We start from the raw sequence: 15067 nt of genomic DNA, 5'->3' as shown, positions 1-15067 counted from the left end.
GCGTCCGTGTTGCAGCGCGTTTCTAACGTCGTGTCGGTGTTTGTTTTGCGCTCGGCGTCAGTCCTTTTCGGGCTTCGCTTCCGAGCGAAGCCCGTCGAGACGGGTGGCGAGGAAATCCCAGGACTCCCAGAAGCCTGCGAGGCGTTCTCGCCCTGACGTAGAGAGGGAGTACACCTTGCGTGGAGGCCCCTTCTCCGACGGCACCTTCTCGACGGAGACGAGTCCCTTCTGCTCGATGCGCACAAGCAGCGCGTAGATCGTGCCCTCCGCGATGTCGACGAATCCGCGGTCACGGAGGGTCGCTGTGATCTCGTACCCGTACGCGGATCGCTCGGCGAGAATCGCGAGTACGATCCCCTCGAGCGTGCCCTTGAGCATCTCGGTCATCTGGGAAGCCATGAGAGCGTCTCCGTGTCTACTCAGCGTCACTTACTACCACTACACAGTATCACTGAGTACCGCCGCGCGCCAGCGAAGTCTCGGGCAGCGCAAAGCCCCCCCCTAACCGCCACCCACCGCTAGAGGCGCAGTGCAGAACGCGCAGTGCTGGAAGCACAGTGGGATCGAGGTAGCTTTCGGTGCGTGTCGTGGTGTCGGTTGGCGCGACACGCGTCGAAACTTACCCCGATCGCAGGGGGGGGAGGCGCAGGGGCGAGCACGGTCGCCGTCAGTCGGCAGGCCGGGGCGCGGGCGGGGGCGCTCAGGCCGCTACGTCGAGAATGACCTTGCCCATGTGTCCGCCCGCGCGAAGCATCTCGTGGGCCCGAGCCGCCTCCGCGAGGGGCACACGTGCGTGCACCGGCACGCGCACGGCGCCGCTTTCGAGCAGCGGGTACACGAGCTCCTGAGTCCGCTCGAGGATCCGCTGCTTGTCGTGCGGCGCCCGCGACCGCACCGTCGTGCCGATCACGTGCGCGCGCTTCGCCATGAGCGCGCCGACGTTCAGATCACCGACGGGCCCGCCCAGCGTGCCGATGATGACGAGGCGCCCGAACTCGCGCAGCATCCGCACATTATCTCCGAGCGCGGGTCCGCCCACCACGTCGAGGATGATGTCTGCGCCGCCCGCTTCACGCACTGCAGCAGGCACGTCGGTCGTGTGCCGGTTCCACGCCGCATCGGCGCCGAGCGCGCGCACCGCGTCGACCGCTTCGTCCGAGCCGACGGTCGTCAGCACGCGGGCTCCGAGGGCATGCGCGAGCTGGATCGCAAACGTGCCGATCCCGCCCGTTCCGCCGTGGATGAGCACGGCCTGCGGATCCGGAGCCGCTCCCCCGTCGCCGCCCGCGGGCTCAGCGCGAAGCCCCGCCTCCATCACCAGATTCGACACGACGGTTGCCGCAACCTCGATCACGCCGCCCGCCTCGGCGAGCGAGAGCCCGGGAGGCGCGGGCAGCACCTGCACCTCGGGCACCGCGACGACCTCGGCGTACCCGCCACCGGCAAGCAGCGCGACGACCGGCTCCCCGGTGTCGCGACGATGGCCCGCGATTTCGAGACCGGGGAGCTCGGAGGCGCCGGGCGGCGGCGGGTACTTGCCCGCGGCCTGCACGACGTCGGCGCGGTTCACACCCGCCGAGACCACGTCGATGAGGATCTCGCTCTCCGCCGGAGTGGGCTCCGGCACCTCAGCGAGCTCGAGCCGGTGGTCGGGAGTGATCGTGATTGCGCGCATGACCCCACGCTAGACCGGCGCGCCGGCCCGCCGCTACGCCCTGGCCGCTCCGCGGACCGCGATCCGCACCCCGCCTGTGCCAAAGCGACCCGCCGCCCGCCGCCCAGCCCGATGCCCGCCCCGCCCATGCGACGCGAGTGGCCGCTTCGCAATGGGTGTTGCGGCCACTGGCGTCGCATGGGTGAGTTCGGGGAGGGCTGAAGCGGCACGGCTCAGCGGCCCGTCACGAGCATGTCGGCGAAGCTCGCGACGCGCTCCTGCAGCTGCGCGATGCGCCGCTCGCGGTCGGCCGCCATGTCGAAGCCGTCGTAGGGCATCGGCGGGTCGGACCGCACGTTCCAGGAGCACTGGAAGTTCTGGCACACGAGCGTGCCGACGGTGTTGCCGCGCCGCCCGGACTCGCCCACGCGTCGCGCCGCGAAGAACACGACCTCGTTGATGAGTCGGGTGTCGCGGCACCACTCGCAGATCTGCCGGCGCTGGGGCGCGGAGTCGGCCGGCCGCAGCACGATGCCCGTGGGCGTCCCGTCGAAGGCGGGCAGCACGACGTATGCGCGCTTGGCGAACTTCGGGTCGTGCCAGCCGAAGTAGTCGAGCGACTGCCAGTCGCGGGCGTCGAGGTCGTCGGGGATTCCCGCGACGGACGCCTCTTTGCGGGACGCGTTGACGAAGCTCGAGCGGATGGATTCAGCGGTGAGTGCGAGCATGAAGATGCCCTTTCGTACGTGAGGTTCGGGTGGGCTGTGGTGCGCTGGGGTGCGCTTCACCCGTCGAGGGCGTAAACTCCGCCGCCGACCTCCTCACGCCCAAGGGCCGCCGATCCTCCGTGTTGCACGATCCCACGGTACACCCGGGAGGGCCCGCGCACACGGGGGCCAGCGCACCCGCCCGCGCCCGCGCCCGCGCCCGCAACCCTGCCCACCCATGCGACACGAATGGCCGTTTCGTTGCGCGCGTTTCGGCCACTTGCGTCTCATGGGCGGCTTCGGAGCGGGGGGCGGGCGAGGGCGGGGCGGCGGCGGCAACGCGCGCAAGGCGGGGGCGGGATCGCGCGCGCCTCGTTAGACTCCCCGGCAACAGGCGAAATGGGAGGATGCCATGCAGCAGGAGTACGACGTCATAGTCATCGGAGCCGGCCCGGTCGGTGAGAATGCGGCGGATCGCGCGGCGCAGGGCGGCCTCAGCGTCGCGATCGTGGAATCCGAACTGGTGGGAGGCGAGTGCTCCTACTGGGCGTGCATGCCTTCGAAGGCCCTGCTGCGGTCGGGCGAGGCCGTGCGCGCGGCCCGCGCGGTCGACGGCGCGAGCCAAGCGGTGACCGGCGAGGTCGACGCGGCCGCGGTGCTGCGGCGGCGCGACTCCTTCGCGAGCGAGTGGAACGACAGCGGCCAGGTGGAGTGGCTCGACAGCGCGGGCATCGAGCTGGTGCGCGGCCACGGCGCGATCAGCGGCGAGCGCACGGTCGCGGTCACCACTGATGAGGGCGAATCACGCGAGTTGCGCGCCCGCCGCGCGGTTGTTGTCGCGACAGGATCGGCCGCGCGCCTCCCCGACATCCCCGGTGTCGCCGAGGCCGCGCCCTGGACCAACCGTGAAGCCACCGGCGCGGAGCGCATCCCGCCCCGGCTCGCGATCATCGGCGGAGGGGTCGTCGCCGCGGAACTCGCGACCGCGTTCGCCTCGCTCGGCTCGCAGGTCACGATGCTGGTGCGCAGCGAGCTCCTCTCAGGCTTCGAGCCGTTCGCGGGCGAGCTCGTCGCGGAGTCGCTCCGCGAACTCGGCGTCGATGTGCGTTTGGGCACATCACCCAGCTCCGTCGAGCGCGGGGAGGACGGCGTCGTGCATGTCTCGGTCGACGACGGCGACGGCGACGGCGACGGCGAAAGCGAAAGCGAAAGCGTCGAGGCCGAGGAGATCCTCGTCGCGACCGGCCGGGAGCCCCGCACGAGCGACCTCGGTCTCGAGCACGTCGGGCTCGAACCCGGCGCCTGGCTCGACACCGACGACACCCTGCTCGTGCTCGGCGCTGACGGCCAGCCGCTCTCCGGGGAGTGGCTCTACGCGGCTGGCGACGTCAACCACCGCGCGCTGCTCACCCACCAGGGCAAGTACCAGGCTCGCGCGGCGGGCGACGCGATCGCGGCCCGCGCGAACGGCACGCCGCTCCGCACGGAGCCGTGGGGACGCCACGTTGCAACCGCCGACCACGCGGCGGTGCCGCAGGTCGTCTTCACGGACCCGGCCGTGGCTTCCGTCGGGCTCACGGAAGCCCAGGCACGAGAAGCCGGCCTCGAGATCCGCGTCGTCGACTACGAGCTCGGCAACGTCGCGGGCTCGGGTGTGCACCGCGATGGCTACCGCGGCACCGCGCGCATGGTCGTCGACGAGAGCCGGGGCGTGATCGTCGGCGCGACCTTCGTCGGACCCGACGTGCAGGAGCTGCTCCACTCGGCGACCGTCGCGATCGTGGGCGAGGTACCGCTTGAGCGGCTGTGGCACGCGGTGCCGTCGTTCCCGACGATCAGCGAGGTGTGGCTCCGGCTGCTCGAGGGCTACGGGCGGTCGAACGAGGATCTATAGGGCCTCCCGCGATCCGCCGCCGCCCCGCGAAGCGTCCGCGGCCCGCGCGCCGCACGCGCCCGCAGCCCTTCACCCCACGCGCCACCCCGCGGCCCCAACGGCCAGCACAAGTCGCAGGCCGCGACGACCGCCCACTCACACCGCGTTCGCGGTCGGCTCCTGGCGCTCCTCGGGCGGAAGCGTGCGGGCATCCTGCGACGGGAACACGACCTTCTGCACGATGATGATCACGCTCGCGGCGACGGGAATCGCGACGAGCGCCCCGAGGATCCCTCCGAGCGCGCCACCGCCCACCGCCGCGATCACGACGAGTGACCCCGGCACGGCGACCGCCTTGCTCATGATGCGCGGGCTCAGCACGTACGCCTCGATCTGCATGTAGATGAGGTAGTAGATCGCCGCAGTCAGCGCGGTCGTCGGCGATTCAACGAGGCAGAGCACCGAGATGACGACCGACGCCGAGAGCGTGCCGACGAGCGGGATGAGCGAACCGATGAAGGCGATGAGCGCGAGCAGGGCCGGGAGGGGCGCCTTGATGATGCTCAGGAAGATGAGGCTGAGGAGGCCGTTGCAGAGCGCGAGCGAGAGCTGCCCGATCACGTACTTGCCGACGGCGCTCGATACGTCCTCGAGCAGCTCTCGGAAGCGCGGTCGCTGGTAGGCGGGCACGAAGCGCACGGCGAGGCGCTTCATCGCGCGCATCGACACCATGAAATAGAGGGTGAGGATCAGCACGATGATCACCCCAGTCACGCCCCCGGCGATTCCCGCGCCGACCGCCACGAGCCCGCCCCCGATCTGCCCGAGGTTCGTCGGGTCCTGCACGAAGTCGAGCACGCCCGACATCGCCTGATCGAAGTTCGTGCCGAGCCGCTCGGTGAGCCAGGCGTACCAGTCGCTCCGCGCGAGATCGTCGACCATCTGCGGCGCATCCTCGATGAGGTTGCTGATCTGCCGCACGAGCACGGGGACGACCGCGAGGAGGATGCCGGCGATCACGAGGAGCACCCCACCCACCACGACCAGCACCGCCGCGGGCCGCGGGAGCGTGCCCTCGATGCGCGAGACGACCGGGTCGAAGCCGAGCGAGAGGAAAAGCGCGACGCCCACGTAGACAAGCACCGTGCCGAGCTGCCCCACGATGGACCCGATGAGCAGCGCCACCAGCACCCCGAGCGCCCCGAGTAGCCCGAAGGTGAACGGGTTGATGCGTGCGCCGCTGCCCCACGGAATGTAGCCGGGGCTCGACAGCGCGCGTCCGCTCTCGTCGTTCGTCTCGTCTCGCGCCGCCCACCACCGCATGTCGCCCCCTCACCTCAGCGCCGCGCACGGCGCCCGCTTGCGGTAAGTCGACCACTCGGCGAGGCGCCGGTCAAGCGGGGTCGCGCCCCGTTGCCGAGGCTTCGCGGGCAGTGCTAAGTGCGCGGAGCGCGGGTCTCGGGGCGGCGGCCGGTCTGCGCACGATCCGCCGCCGTTACCGACCGGAACTCGTCACTTCGACCAGTCGCCCCGCACGCCGCCTCGCGCACCATGGTTTCAGCGCAGCATCACGCTGCTTCCGAACCAATCGAAAGGCACCATCATGTCGGACCAGGACCCGTACGAGAACCCGCTCACCCGCAAGACCACGTCGGGCGGCCGCGCCGGCGTCGTCATCGCCTCGCTCGTGCCCTTCGTGGCGCTCGCGCTGTTCTTCCTCTTCGGTTTCGCCGGGTGCTGGTCGTGGAGCTGGATCTTCTTCCTGCTGATCCCGGTCAGCGGCATCATCGTCTACGGCGTCGGCCGCAACCAGCAGAGGTAGGTGCGGCGCGCATGGCTGGCCCTGCGGCAGGGGCGGCGGATCGCGAGGCACCCACGGCTACGCCGCACAGAGCAGATCAGCCGAGCAGGCGCTCGCTGATCCGATCCGCCATCTGCGCCGGGTCGACCGCAAGCAGTTCTCGCAGCGCGCGGGCAGTGCTCGCCGAGCGGGCCCGCGCGTAGTCTCCGCGGTCGCTCCCGCTCCGCGCCGTCCACACGCCGAGGTTCACCGCGAGGCGGCCGAGCGACGCCGGGAAGAGGACGGCGACCTCGGCCGACGTCAGAGCGACGGCGTGATCCCACCCGTCGAGGATGTCGAGGTACGCGGCCGCGGGATCCGCCGAGGTGCGACAACCGTAGCCCGCGGCGACCGCAAGCTCCGCGATGCGCGGACCCCACACCATATCGCCGAAGTCGAGCACGCCGCTCACGCGCTCCCCGTCGACCAGGAGATTGGAGTCGTGGAGATCGTGGTGCACGACGGTGTGGGGCAGGGCGCCGAGCTGATCCTGCACCTGCGTGCGGAAGCGCTCAGTCGCCTGCGCGAGCATTTCGCGCTCCTCGCCGGTCGCCGAGTTGATCGTCGCTTCGAGCGTCTCGAGCGTGCGGGTGAGTTCCCAGGGGTGCTCGATGGCGACGGGCGGCTGAGGCCAGCCGTCGAGCGCCGCGACCACGCGGGACGTCGTGCGGCCGACCTCGCGCATGATCGAGGTGTTCGGCGTGACCGCCTCGAGCGGGATGCCCGTCAACCACTCCCCGACGTGCACGACGGCGTCACCAACCTCGGTTTCGGCGACCGTGACGGGCTGCCCTTGGAGCGAGAGGAAAGTCTCGCCTGCCGGGATCCCGAGCGACTGCAGGTGATCCATTGCTGCGGTGCGCCATTGGGCTGCAGCGTGGGCTTCCGGGGTGAAGCGCGTCGCCTTGAACGCGCAGCGGCGTCCGTCGGAGAGTTCCGCTCGGTAGACCGAGGAGAGCTCGCTGTCCATAAGGGTGAGCGACACCGCTTCGAGGCCGTAGTACCGACGCAGCGCTTCGCTCGCCTGGGCGGGCGAGAGCGCGATCGATTCGGGGGCGAGGGTGTCGGCCGTCATTGGATGATCCTTACGTCGATGCCGCGCGGTTCTTGCGTGGGATTGATGATCAATCTACCCGATGATCGTGAGCCGTCAAGTCCGAAATTCGGAGTCGGCACCCGTGTACTCCAACGCCGCTCTTCAGCGCGGCCCGCCGCCGCCCGCCGATTGGGGCGCAACGATCTCAGGTGATGATCTCAGGCGACGAGCGCGAGCAGGTAGCGCTCGTTGAAGTCCGCGTGGGCGAGGATCACGCGCTGCGCCTCGAGCACATCGCGAGCGATGAGTGCCTCGTGAATCGTCCGGTGGTCGCCGATGATCTGCTCGGCACCCCATCCCTCTTGGTGCTCACCGCCGCGCATCACCGAGATCGCCATCTCCATCTCGGGGCTCATCTGCGCGTAGAAGGCGCTCAGCCTCGGACTCCCCGCGAGCGCCACCACCGCCCCGTGGAACGCGAGGTCCGATCGCACGAGAGCGCGCGAGTCGTCACCGTGCGCGGCGGCGCGAAGCCGCTCGTACGCCTCGGTCAGATTCCGCCGATCCCGCTCCTTCGCGAACGGCGCATTGCGCGCACCCTGCACCTCGAACGTCCGGCGCACGGCGTACAGATCGGAGATATCGGCCGCAGTAAGGGATCGCACGGACGCACCGCGATTGCGCTCGTGCACCACGAGTCGCTCGCTCGCGAGCGACAGCAGCGCCTCGCGCACGGTGCGGCGTGACACCTGATGCACCTCGGCCAGGGCGACCTCACGAAGAGCAGCACCCTGCGGCAGCACACCACTGAAGATTTCTTCGCGGATCTGCGCAGCCACCCGCTCCGAAACTGATTCGGCTGTCGGCGCGTTCGACTCAGCAGCGGCCGCACCAGGCGCAGCCGCACCAGGCACAGTGGCCGGACCGGGCGCAGAGGCCGCGCCAGACACAACGCCATCAAGCGCAGCAACACCCGACGAAGCAACGCCCCCAGCTCCCACTTCGGCCGTCGTCACGGAATTCGTGTCGCGCATGGCTCCACCTCACTGCTCGTCGTCGCTGCACTTGCACGAACCGCACTGCCGCGGTCCCTTGCATCGCCCCTCCAGGGCCCTGCGTCTCTCACTGTACTCAAGCGCGCCGCATTCCGCCCCGCAATTGCTCACCAAATCGAGCTTGACGATCAAAGATTGATGTGCAAAACTCGCCGCATTGGTCATCAATCAAAGGAGAGCCGGCCATGACATCCCCCAACATCGTGGTTTCCGCCAAGGACGCCCGCAAGATCGCGATGGGCGCCTTCGTCGGCACCGCCCTCGAGTGGTACGACTACTTCCTCTTCGGCACCGCCGCCGCGATCGTCTTCAACCGCCTGTACTTCACTGATCTCAACCCGACCGCCGCGCTGCTCGCATCGTTCGCGACCTTCGGCGTCGGCTTCGTCTCTCGCCCCATCGGCGCCCTGATCTTCGGCGCCATCGGAGACCGAATCGGACGACGCCCCGCGCTCATCACGACGATCGTGCTCATCGGCATCAGCACCGGTCTCATCGGCGTGCTCCCGACGTTCGTCTCGATCGGCGTCGCGGCTCCCATCATGCTCGCGATACTCCGCCTCGTGCAGGGCTTCGCCGTCGGCGGCGAGTGGGGCGGCGCGACCACCATGGCTGTCGAGCACTCCCCCGTCGAAACCCGCGGCCGCTACGCCGCACTCGTGCAGCTCGGTTCGCCCGTCGGCACGATCCTCTCGTCCGCGGCCATCGCGCTCGTGCTGCTCCTCCCGCCAGAGTCCTTCGACGCTTGGGGCTGGCGCCTGCCGTTCCTCGCGGCCTTCCCGCTGCTGGGAGTCGCGCTCTGGATGCGCCGCCAGATGGAGGAGTCGCCCGTCTTCCTCGAGATCGAAGCGTCGGCCGAGAAGAAGCCCCGCGTCCCCGCGCTCGCCGTGTTCCGCCGCGCGCCCGGCCGCCTCCTCGCCGGCATCGCCGCGTGCATGCTCGGCGTCGGCGGCTTCTACGTCATGACGACGCTCATCATCGCCTACGCGACCACCACCCTCGGCGTCCCGCGCGAGCAGGTCGTCAACGCGACACTCATTGCCGCGTTCGGCCAGTTCATCGCCCTGCTCATCTGCGGCCGTCTCGTCGACCGCTTCGGCGCCCCGCGCATGACCATTGCCGGCGCGATCATTACCGCACTCGTGGCGTTCCCGGTCTTCTGGCTCGTCGACACCGCGAATCCGGTGCTCATCACGCTCGCGATCTGCCTCGGCACCATGTCGATCGACATCGTCTACGCGTCCACCGGCAAGCTGCTCAGCGAGATGTTCCAGCCCGAGCTGCGCTACACCGGCGTTTCGGTCAGCTTCCAGTTCGCAGGCGCGGTCGGCGGCTTCGTCCCAATGATCACGACGGCGCTCCTCGCGGCGAACGGCAATCAGACGTGGATCGCGGCCGTGATCCTCATCGCCATCTGCGCTTTCACGGCCGTCGGCGGCTTCTTCGGCTCTCGCATGCGGGTGCAGGATCGCGTGGTCTCGGCCGAGCACGCCCCGACCGCCGCTCGCGTCGACGCCGCGAGCTGATCCGCCCGCTCGGGCCGGCACCGGTCCGAGCCACCAACGAACCCGCCCAACCCAACCCGCGCCGTAGACTCTCACCGAAGGAGAATCACTCTTGCAGCTCGACCTCATCATCGAGAACGCCGACATCATCACGATGGATCCGGATCGGCCGCGCGCGCGGCGCGTCGGGGTGCTCCACGGCCGATTCGTGGCGCTCGATGAGGAGCTCGACGGTGTGGGCGCGACGCGGCGGGTCGATGTCGGGGGCGCGACCGTGATCCCCGGCATCATCGACGCGCACTGCCACACGGTCTGGTACGGGCGCACGCTCGTCGAGGCCGACCTGCTCGCTCCCGCAACGCTCGACGATGCCCTCGCGGTGCTCGCCGAGCGTGCCCGCAACACGCCTCAGGGCGAGTGGGTGCTCGGAGCGGGATACAACCAGCACCGCTTCGGCGGCGCCTACCCCACGATCGCGCAGCTCGACGCGATCGCGGACGGGCGGCCGCTCGTGATCCGGCAGTCGTCGGGGCACGCGGTCATCGCGAACACGGTGGCGATGCAGATGGCGGGGATCATCGACTCGCCGGACCCGGTCGGCGGCTCCATCGAGCGCGACGCCGCGGGGCGCGTCACCGGGCGGCTCGACGAGACCGCGCAGGATCTCGTGCTCGACCTGCTGAAGCCCTACAAGCACGCCGACGTCGTCGACGCGATCGACCGCGCCACGGCGGTCTACGCGAGCCAGGCCATCACGAGTTTCTCAGAAGCCGGCATTTCAGCCGGGTGGATCGGCCACAGCCCCATCGAGATGCGCGCATATCAGGATGCCGCCGAGCGCGGCCTGCTCCGCGCACGCGGTCAGCTCATGCCCGGGATCGACGCGCTCACCGCGCTCGCGGGCGCGGCGGGCGACGCGAACGGATCGGGCCTCGACCTCGGCATCCGCACCGGCTTCGGCAGCGACCTCGTGCGGATCGGGCCGACGAAGGTGTTCGTCGACGGGTCCCTCACCGGGCGCACCTGCGCCATGACCGAGCCGTTCTGCGGCGAGCCCGACAATGTCGGCATGCTGCAGTACGAGGAAGACGAGCTCCGCGCGCGCATTTCTGCCGCGGCCGAGGGCGGCTGGGCCGTCGCCGCCCACGCGATCGGCGACCGCGGCATCGACATCGCAATCGATGCGCTGACCGAGGCCCAGCGCCGCTTCGGCCATCCGCCGACACCCCACCGCATCGAGCACGTGAGCTACCTCCGCGACGATCAGCTGCCGCTGCTCGCACAGGCCGGCATCGCGGTCACGCCTCAGGCCATATTCGTGCGCCAGTTCGGCGACGCCTTCGTGCAGAGCCTCGGCGAGGAGCGGGCGCGCGGGGTGTATCGCGCGCAGAGCCTCGTCGACGCGGGCGTGCTCGTTGCGGGCAGCTCGGATCGCCCGTGCATCGAGGGCAACCCGTTCGAGGCGCTCCGCGTGCTGCGCGAGCGGAAGACGCTGAGCGGGGCCGTGTTCTCGCCGCATGAGATCGTGTCCGCCGAGACCGCGCTGTCGATGTACACGCGCGACGCCGCCAGGGCGACCGGTGCTGAGAACGAGACCGGCATGATCCGCCCCGGTCTGCTCGCTGATTTGGCGGTGCTCGAGGGATCGCCGTACGATCCCGATCCCGCCGCTCTCTCGGAGATCACCGTGGTCGCCACCGCTGTGAGCGGCCGAGCGACCCACGGTTCGCTCTGATCCGCACCCGCCCCGCTCGCGAACCGCAAGCACCCGCACCGCACGCACACATGACCCGCAACCTACCCGCCGCCCCCAGGAGGAACTTCAGATGACTGACACGCAGGCGAACGCCGGCATCCACATGGCGAACGGCTTCGACCCGTCGAGCGGAGTCGAACTCGACCCCGCGTCGGCCGCACTCCTCGAGCGGCGCGACCGCGTGCTCGGGCCGTCGTACCGACTCTTCTACCGCGAGCCGGTCGCGATCGAGAGCGCGCAGGGCGTGTGGCTGCGCGGGCTCGACGGCCGCGAATACCTCGACGCGTACAACAACGTGCCGGCGATCGGACACAGCCACCCCGCGGTGACCGCTGCGGTATCGGCGCAGCTCGCGAAGCTCAACACGCACACGCGCTACCTCGCCGAGCCCATCGTCTCGTACTCGGAGCGCCTGCTCGCGAAGTTCCCGGACGCGCTCGACCGCGTGACGTACGCTTGCACCGGCAGCGAGGCCATCGACCTCGCGATCCGCACCGCGCGCTACCAGACCGGCAAGCAGGGCTTCATCATCTCGGAGCACGCGTACCACGGCACCACGGTCGCCGCGGCCGGCCTCTCCCCCTCGCTCGGGCCGAACAACCCGCTCGGCGAGCACGTCGTGACGATCCCCTCGATCGACACCGCGCGCACTCCCGCCGATGAGGTCGCGCCGAAGCTGCTCGCGTCGGTCGAGGCCGCGATCGCGCAGCTGAACGAGAGCGGCGCGGGGGTTGCCGGCGTGATCCTCGATTCCATCCTGTCGAGCGACGGCGTGCAGAGCGATCCGACCGGCTTCCTCGCTCCCGTGGTCGACGCCGTGCACCGGGCAGGCGGCCTGTACATCGCAGACGAGGTGCAGCCCGGCTTCGGGCGCACCGGCACCTGGTGGGGTTTCGAGCGGCACGGGATCGTCCCCGACCTCGTCATTCTCGGCAAGCCCATGGGCAACGGCGTTCCGATCTCCGCGCTCGTCGGCAGCGCCGCGGCGCAGGAGGCCTTCGGCTCGCAGGTGCGCTACTTCAACACCTTCGGCGGCAACCCCGTGAGCATCGCGGCGGCGACGGCGGTGCTCGACGTGATCGAGCGAGACGGGCTGGTGGATCACGCCGCGTCGGTCGGCGGGGAGCTGCTGGCGGGCCTGCGCGAGCTCGGCTCCCGCTTCGACAGCGTCATCGACGTGCGCGGCGCGGGGCTCTTCCTCGCGGTGGAGTTCGGCGCCGACGATGAGGAGCGGACGCCCGACGCGGATCTCGCTACGAGGGTCGTGAACGGCATGCGCGAGGAGGGGATCCTCATCAGCGCGTCCGGCCCCGCGGCCGCCGCGCTCAAAATCCGCCCGCCGCTGCCTTTCACCTCCGCGAACGGCGCGCAGCTGCTCGAGACGCTCGAGCGCGTGCTCACCCGCGAGGCGCGGTAGGTTCCGCCCCTCACCCAGCGGCACCGTTTGGGCCTGCAACTATCACTTTCCCCGGATTCTGGTAGTTGCACGCTCCGGCGGTGTGGGAAGATCAGCGCCGCGCGATCCACCTCCAGACAGCTCACGTTTCCACGCGTACGTGCTATCGTTATTCGATAGATTCCTATCGCAGAACGGAGCGCGCCATGGCGAACGCAACCATTTGGATCTTGAAGGTCGTGATCGCCCTCGCGCTGGCCGGCTCGCTGGTAGTGCAGACGATGATCCTGCCCGCGATCTGGGTCGACATGACCCACGGCGGAGCTCCCCTCTGGGCGAAGCTCACATTCATATCGAGCGGCGCGGGCCTGATTCTGGCAATGCAGGTGTTCGCCGTCTGCGTTTGGCGGCTCCTCACCATGGTGAAGCGCGGCTCGGTGTTCTCGCGCGCCTCGTTCGGCTACGTGAACACGATCATCGGCGCGTTCGCGGCCGCATCGGTGCTTGCTTTCCTCTTGGCGGTGCTCCTCGCCCCTGGCGGGATCGCGCCCGGCCTCATCGGCGTGATCACCGGCGCTTCCCTGGTGCTGGCAGGGATCGCGCTGCTCGTCGTGGTGATGCGTCGCCTGCTCGTGCAGGCCACGCAGCGCGAGACCGAGGTGCGGACGCTGCGCTCCGAACTCGATGAGGTGATCTGAGTGCCGATCATCGTCGACATCGACGTGATGCTGGCCCGCCGCAAGATGTCGGTCGGCGCGCTCGCGGAGCACATCGGAATCACGCCCGCGAACCTCGCGGTGCTGAAAAACGGCCGCGCGAAGGCCGTGCGGTTCACCACGCTCGCGGCGCTCTGCGAGGCGCTCGCGTGCCAGCCCGCGGACCTCCTGCGCTGGGAACCGGAGCGGGAACAGGAATCGGAACCGGGCGACGCTCCCGCATAGCAGGCGGCGGATCAGGCGCGAGCGAACCCGCGCCGCCGCGAGCCGCGGCAGCCGCGCCGGGTCATCCAGCGCCAAGCAGCGGCGGGCCTCCAGCGGCGGCCGGCCGGTAGCGGTGCAGCACGGCTCCCGACGCGAACTCGCGGCGCTCGACCAGTTCGAGCTGGATCCGCTCACGGAGCCCCTCGAGCAACCTGGGGCCGTGACCGACAACGACCGGCTGCACGAGAAACTCGAACTCGTCGATCAGCCCGAGCGCCGCGAGCTCCGTCGGCAGCTTCACACCCCCGAGCGAGAGGTATCCGCTCGACCGCTCCTTGAGCTGCCGCACCGCGTCGCCGAGCTCACCGCGCAGCAACTCCGCATTCCAATCGACGCTGCCAAGCATGCGCGACACCACGTGCTTCGACGCGCCATCGATCGCCTCCGCGAACGGGGTCTCCCACTCCTCCATCCAGTCGGGCCAACCACCGGACTCCGGCCTCCGCCACGCGGCCGCCATCATCTCGTAGGTCACGCGCCCGAACAGTAGGGCATCAGCCTCGGCGATCTGAGCGGTCCAGTAGCGCATGGACTCGGCATCGGGTGCGAGTCCCGCTTCGTGATGCACGCACCCGTCGAGCGCGACGTTGATCGAGTATCGCAGTGCACCCATCTCGCAGATCCCCCTTGACGCGCGTGAACGCCACGATGATACCCCCGCCCGGGAAGCAACAGAAGGCCCGAGAGACTGGCCCTTGGACGGAGCGCACTCGCGAGTTACGATGCAGCATGACCAAGATCGAGCGCCTCCGCCCCGAGGGGTTGGTCGTCAGCCCCGCATTCAGCCACGTTGCGGTTGTACCGCCAGGAGCGACGACGATCTACGTCGGCGGGCAGAATGCCGTCGATGCGGCGGGTGCACTCGTGGGCGGCGACGACGTCGCGGCCCAGGCGATCCGCGCGCTCGCGAATGCGAAGACTGCGCTCACCGCGGCGGGCGCGACCCTGCAGGACGTGGTGCAGTGGACCGTCCTCTTCGTCGACGGCGTGGATGTTCGAGCGGCCTACGGCGCGATCGCGAGTGAGATCGCGTCGGAGCACCCGCCACTTGTGACGAGCGCCCGCGTGGCGGGCCTTGGGGTTCCGGGAGCGCTCGTCGAGATCGCGGCGATCGCGGCCGTCATGCGGTGACGCCGGCGTCACGACTCAGCGCGCGAAGTTCCCGCGAGACGCCTCGAACACCCATCCGACGACCGACACGAGGAGCAGGGGCGCGCTCATATACGCGAACCAGCGGTCATCAGGTGCCTCGCGGTATCCGTGAG

The 15067-nt window shown here is 69.8% G+C and carries 15 protein-coding genes; 8 read left to right on the top strand and 7 right to left on the bottom strand.

The window, feature by feature from the left end; translation table 11 throughout:
- Positions 1-57 precede the first annotated feature (57 nt).
- From WFH00_RS11125 to WFH00_RS11115, 3 genes are all read right to left on the bottom strand, one after another.
- The gene (locus WFH00_RS11125) at positions 58-399 is read right to left on the bottom strand and encodes a PadR family transcriptional regulator (RefSeq protein WP_336660906.1); all 342 of its coding nucleotides are present in this window, start codon (positions 397-399) and stop codon (positions 58-60) included.
- A 301-nt stretch (positions 400-700) separates the two neighbouring features.
- The gene (locus WFH00_RS11120) at positions 701-1675 is read right to left on the bottom strand and encodes an NAD(P)H-quinone oxidoreductase (protein WP_336660905.1); all 975 of its coding nucleotides are present in this window, start codon (positions 1673-1675) and stop codon (positions 701-703) included.
- Positions 1676-1887: 212 nt separating this feature from the next.
- Positions 1888-2382: an FBP domain-containing protein gene (locus tag WFH00_RS11115; RefSeq protein WP_336660904.1), complete on the bottom strand. Its 495-nt coding sequence runs from the start codon at positions 2380-2382 to the stop codon at positions 1888-1890.
- Between the two features lie 391 nt (positions 2383-2773).
- Here WFH00_RS11115 and WFH00_RS11110 point away from each other — a divergent pair, with 391 nt between their 5' ends.
- The gene (locus WFH00_RS11110; protein ID WP_336660903.1) at positions 2774-4255 is read left to right on the top strand and encodes a dihydrolipoyl dehydrogenase family protein; all 1482 of its coding nucleotides are present in this window, start codon (positions 2774-2776) and stop codon (positions 4253-4255) included.
- Between the two features lie 135 nt (positions 4256-4390).
- Here WFH00_RS11110 and WFH00_RS11105 read toward each other — a convergent pair whose 3' ends face one another.
- Entirely contained in the window at positions 4391-5557 is a 1167-nt protein-coding gene (locus tag WFH00_RS11105; protein ID WP_336660902.1) for an AI-2E family transporter, read from the bottom strand.
- A gap of 280 nt (positions 5558-5837) precedes the next feature.
- Between WFH00_RS11105 and WFH00_RS11100 the strand changes: the two genes are divergently transcribed.
- Positions 5838-6056: a hypothetical protein gene (locus WFH00_RS11100; protein ID WP_336660901.1), complete on the top strand. Its 219-nt coding sequence runs from the start codon at positions 5838-5840 to the stop codon at positions 6054-6056.
- Between the two features lie 76 nt (positions 6057-6132).
- Here WFH00_RS11100 and WFH00_RS11095 read toward each other — a convergent pair whose 3' ends face one another.
- Positions 6133-7149, bottom strand: coding sequence for a phosphotransferase (locus tag WFH00_RS11095; protein ID WP_336660900.1), 1017 nt, complete (start codon positions 7147-7149; stop codon positions 6133-6135).
- A 179-nt stretch (positions 7150-7328) separates the two neighbouring features.
- Positions 7329-8144 (bottom strand): GntR family transcriptional regulator, encoded by an 816-nt coding sequence (locus tag WFH00_RS11090; RefSeq protein WP_336660899.1) that lies wholly within the window; start codon positions 8142-8144, stop codon positions 7329-7331.
- 206 nt (positions 8145-8350) lie between these two features.
- On the opposite strand from WFH00_RS11090, the gene WFH00_RS11085 reads away from it, so the two are divergent.
- The 5 genes from WFH00_RS11085 (at position 8351) to WFH00_RS11065 (ending at position 13763) form a co-directional block, all read left to right on the top strand.
- Positions 8351-9691: an MFS transporter gene (locus tag WFH00_RS11085; RefSeq protein WP_336660898.1), complete on the top strand. Its 1341-nt coding sequence runs from the start codon at positions 8351-8353 to the stop codon at positions 9689-9691.
- A gap of 91 nt (positions 9692-9782) precedes the next feature.
- Positions 9783-11405 carry an amidohydrolase gene (locus WFH00_RS11080; RefSeq protein WP_336660897.1) on the top strand — a complete coding sequence of 541 codons (1623 nt, stop codon included), beginning with the start codon at positions 9783-9785 and terminating at the stop codon, positions 11403-11405.
- A gap of 91 nt (positions 11406-11496) precedes the next feature.
- Entirely contained in the window at positions 11497-12843 is a 1347-nt protein-coding gene (locus tag WFH00_RS11075) for an aspartate aminotransferase family protein (RefSeq protein WP_336660896.1), read from the top strand.
- Between the two features lie 185 nt (positions 12844-13028).
- Positions 13029-13520: a DUF2975 domain-containing protein gene (locus tag WFH00_RS11070; RefSeq protein ID WP_336660895.1), complete on the top strand. Its 492-nt coding sequence runs from the start codon at positions 13029-13031 to the stop codon at positions 13518-13520.
- A complete protein-coding gene (locus tag WFH00_RS11065; protein WP_336660894.1) occupies positions 13521-13763 on the top strand; it encodes a helix-turn-helix domain-containing protein in 243 nt (80 codons plus the stop codon). It begins immediately after the preceding gene.
- Between the two features lie 61 nt (positions 13764-13824).
- Here WFH00_RS11065 and WFH00_RS11060 read toward each other — a convergent pair whose 3' ends face one another.
- Positions 13825-14415, bottom strand: a complete 591-nt coding sequence (locus WFH00_RS11060; protein ID WP_336660893.1) for a dihydrofolate reductase family protein — start codon at positions 14413-14415, stop codon at positions 13825-13827.
- Between the two features lie 116 nt (positions 14416-14531).
- Between WFH00_RS11060 and WFH00_RS11055 the strand changes: the two genes are divergently transcribed.
- Positions 14532-14933: a RidA family protein gene (locus WFH00_RS11055; RefSeq protein WP_336660892.1), complete on the top strand. Its 402-nt coding sequence runs from the start codon at positions 14532-14534 to the stop codon at positions 14931-14933.
- Positions 14934-15067 lie beyond the last annotated feature (134 nt).

This window comes from Leucobacter sp. USHLN153 (genome assembly GCF_037145615.1).
Taxonomy (GTDB): Bacteria; Actinomycetota; Actinomycetes; order Actinomycetales; family Microbacteriaceae; genus Leucobacter.
This window is presented reverse-complemented; position numbering and strand designations above follow the sequence as displayed.

Bases quoted from the DNA above. Each gene is read 5' to 3' on its own strand.
- WFH00_RS11125 (WP_336660906.1), bottom strand. From the start codon at position 399: ATGGCTTCCCAGATGACCGAGATGCTCAAGGGCACGCTCGAGGGGATC.
- WFH00_RS11120 (WP_336660905.1), bottom strand. From the start codon at position 1,675: ATGCGCGCAATCACGATCACTCCCGACCACCGGCTCGAGCTCGCTGAG.
- WFH00_RS11115 (WP_336660904.1), bottom strand. From the start codon at position 2,382: ATGCTCGCACTCACCGCTGAATCCATCCGCTCGAGCTTCGTCAACGCG.
- WFH00_RS11110 (WP_336660903.1), top strand. From the start codon at position 2,774: ATGCAGCAGGAGTACGACGTCATAGTCATCGGAGCCGGCCCGGTCGGT.
- WFH00_RS11105 (WP_336660902.1), bottom strand. From the start codon at position 5,557: ATGCGGTGGTGGGCGGCGCGAGACGAGACGAACGACGAGAGCGGACGC.
- WFH00_RS11100 (WP_336660901.1), top strand. From the start codon at position 5,838: ATGTCGGACCAGGACCCGTACGAGAACCCGCTCACCCGCAAGACCACG.
- WFH00_RS11095 (WP_336660900.1), bottom strand. From the start codon at position 7,149: ATGACGGCCGACACCCTCGCCCCCGAATCGATCGCGCTCTCGCCCGCC.
- WFH00_RS11090 (WP_336660899.1), bottom strand. From the start codon at position 8,144: ATGCGCGACACGAATTCCGTGACGACGGCCGAAGTGGGAGCTGGGGGC.
- WFH00_RS11085 (WP_336660898.1), top strand. From the start codon at position 8,351: ATGACATCCCCCAACATCGTGGTTTCCGCCAAGGACGCCCGCAAGATC.
- WFH00_RS11075 (WP_336660896.1), top strand. From the start codon at position 11,497: ATGACTGACACGCAGGCGAACGCCGGCATCCACATGGCGAACGGCTTC.
- WFH00_RS11070 (WP_336660895.1), top strand. From the start codon at position 13,029: ATGGCGAACGCAACCATTTGGATCTTGAAGGTCGTGATCGCCCTCGCG.
- WFH00_RS11060 (WP_336660893.1), bottom strand. From the start codon at position 14,415: ATGGGTGCACTGCGATACTCGATCAACGTCGCGCTCGACGGGTGCGTG.
- WFH00_RS11055 (WP_336660892.1), top strand. From the start codon at position 14,532: ATGACCAAGATCGAGCGCCTCCGCCCCGAGGGGTTGGTCGTCAGCCCC.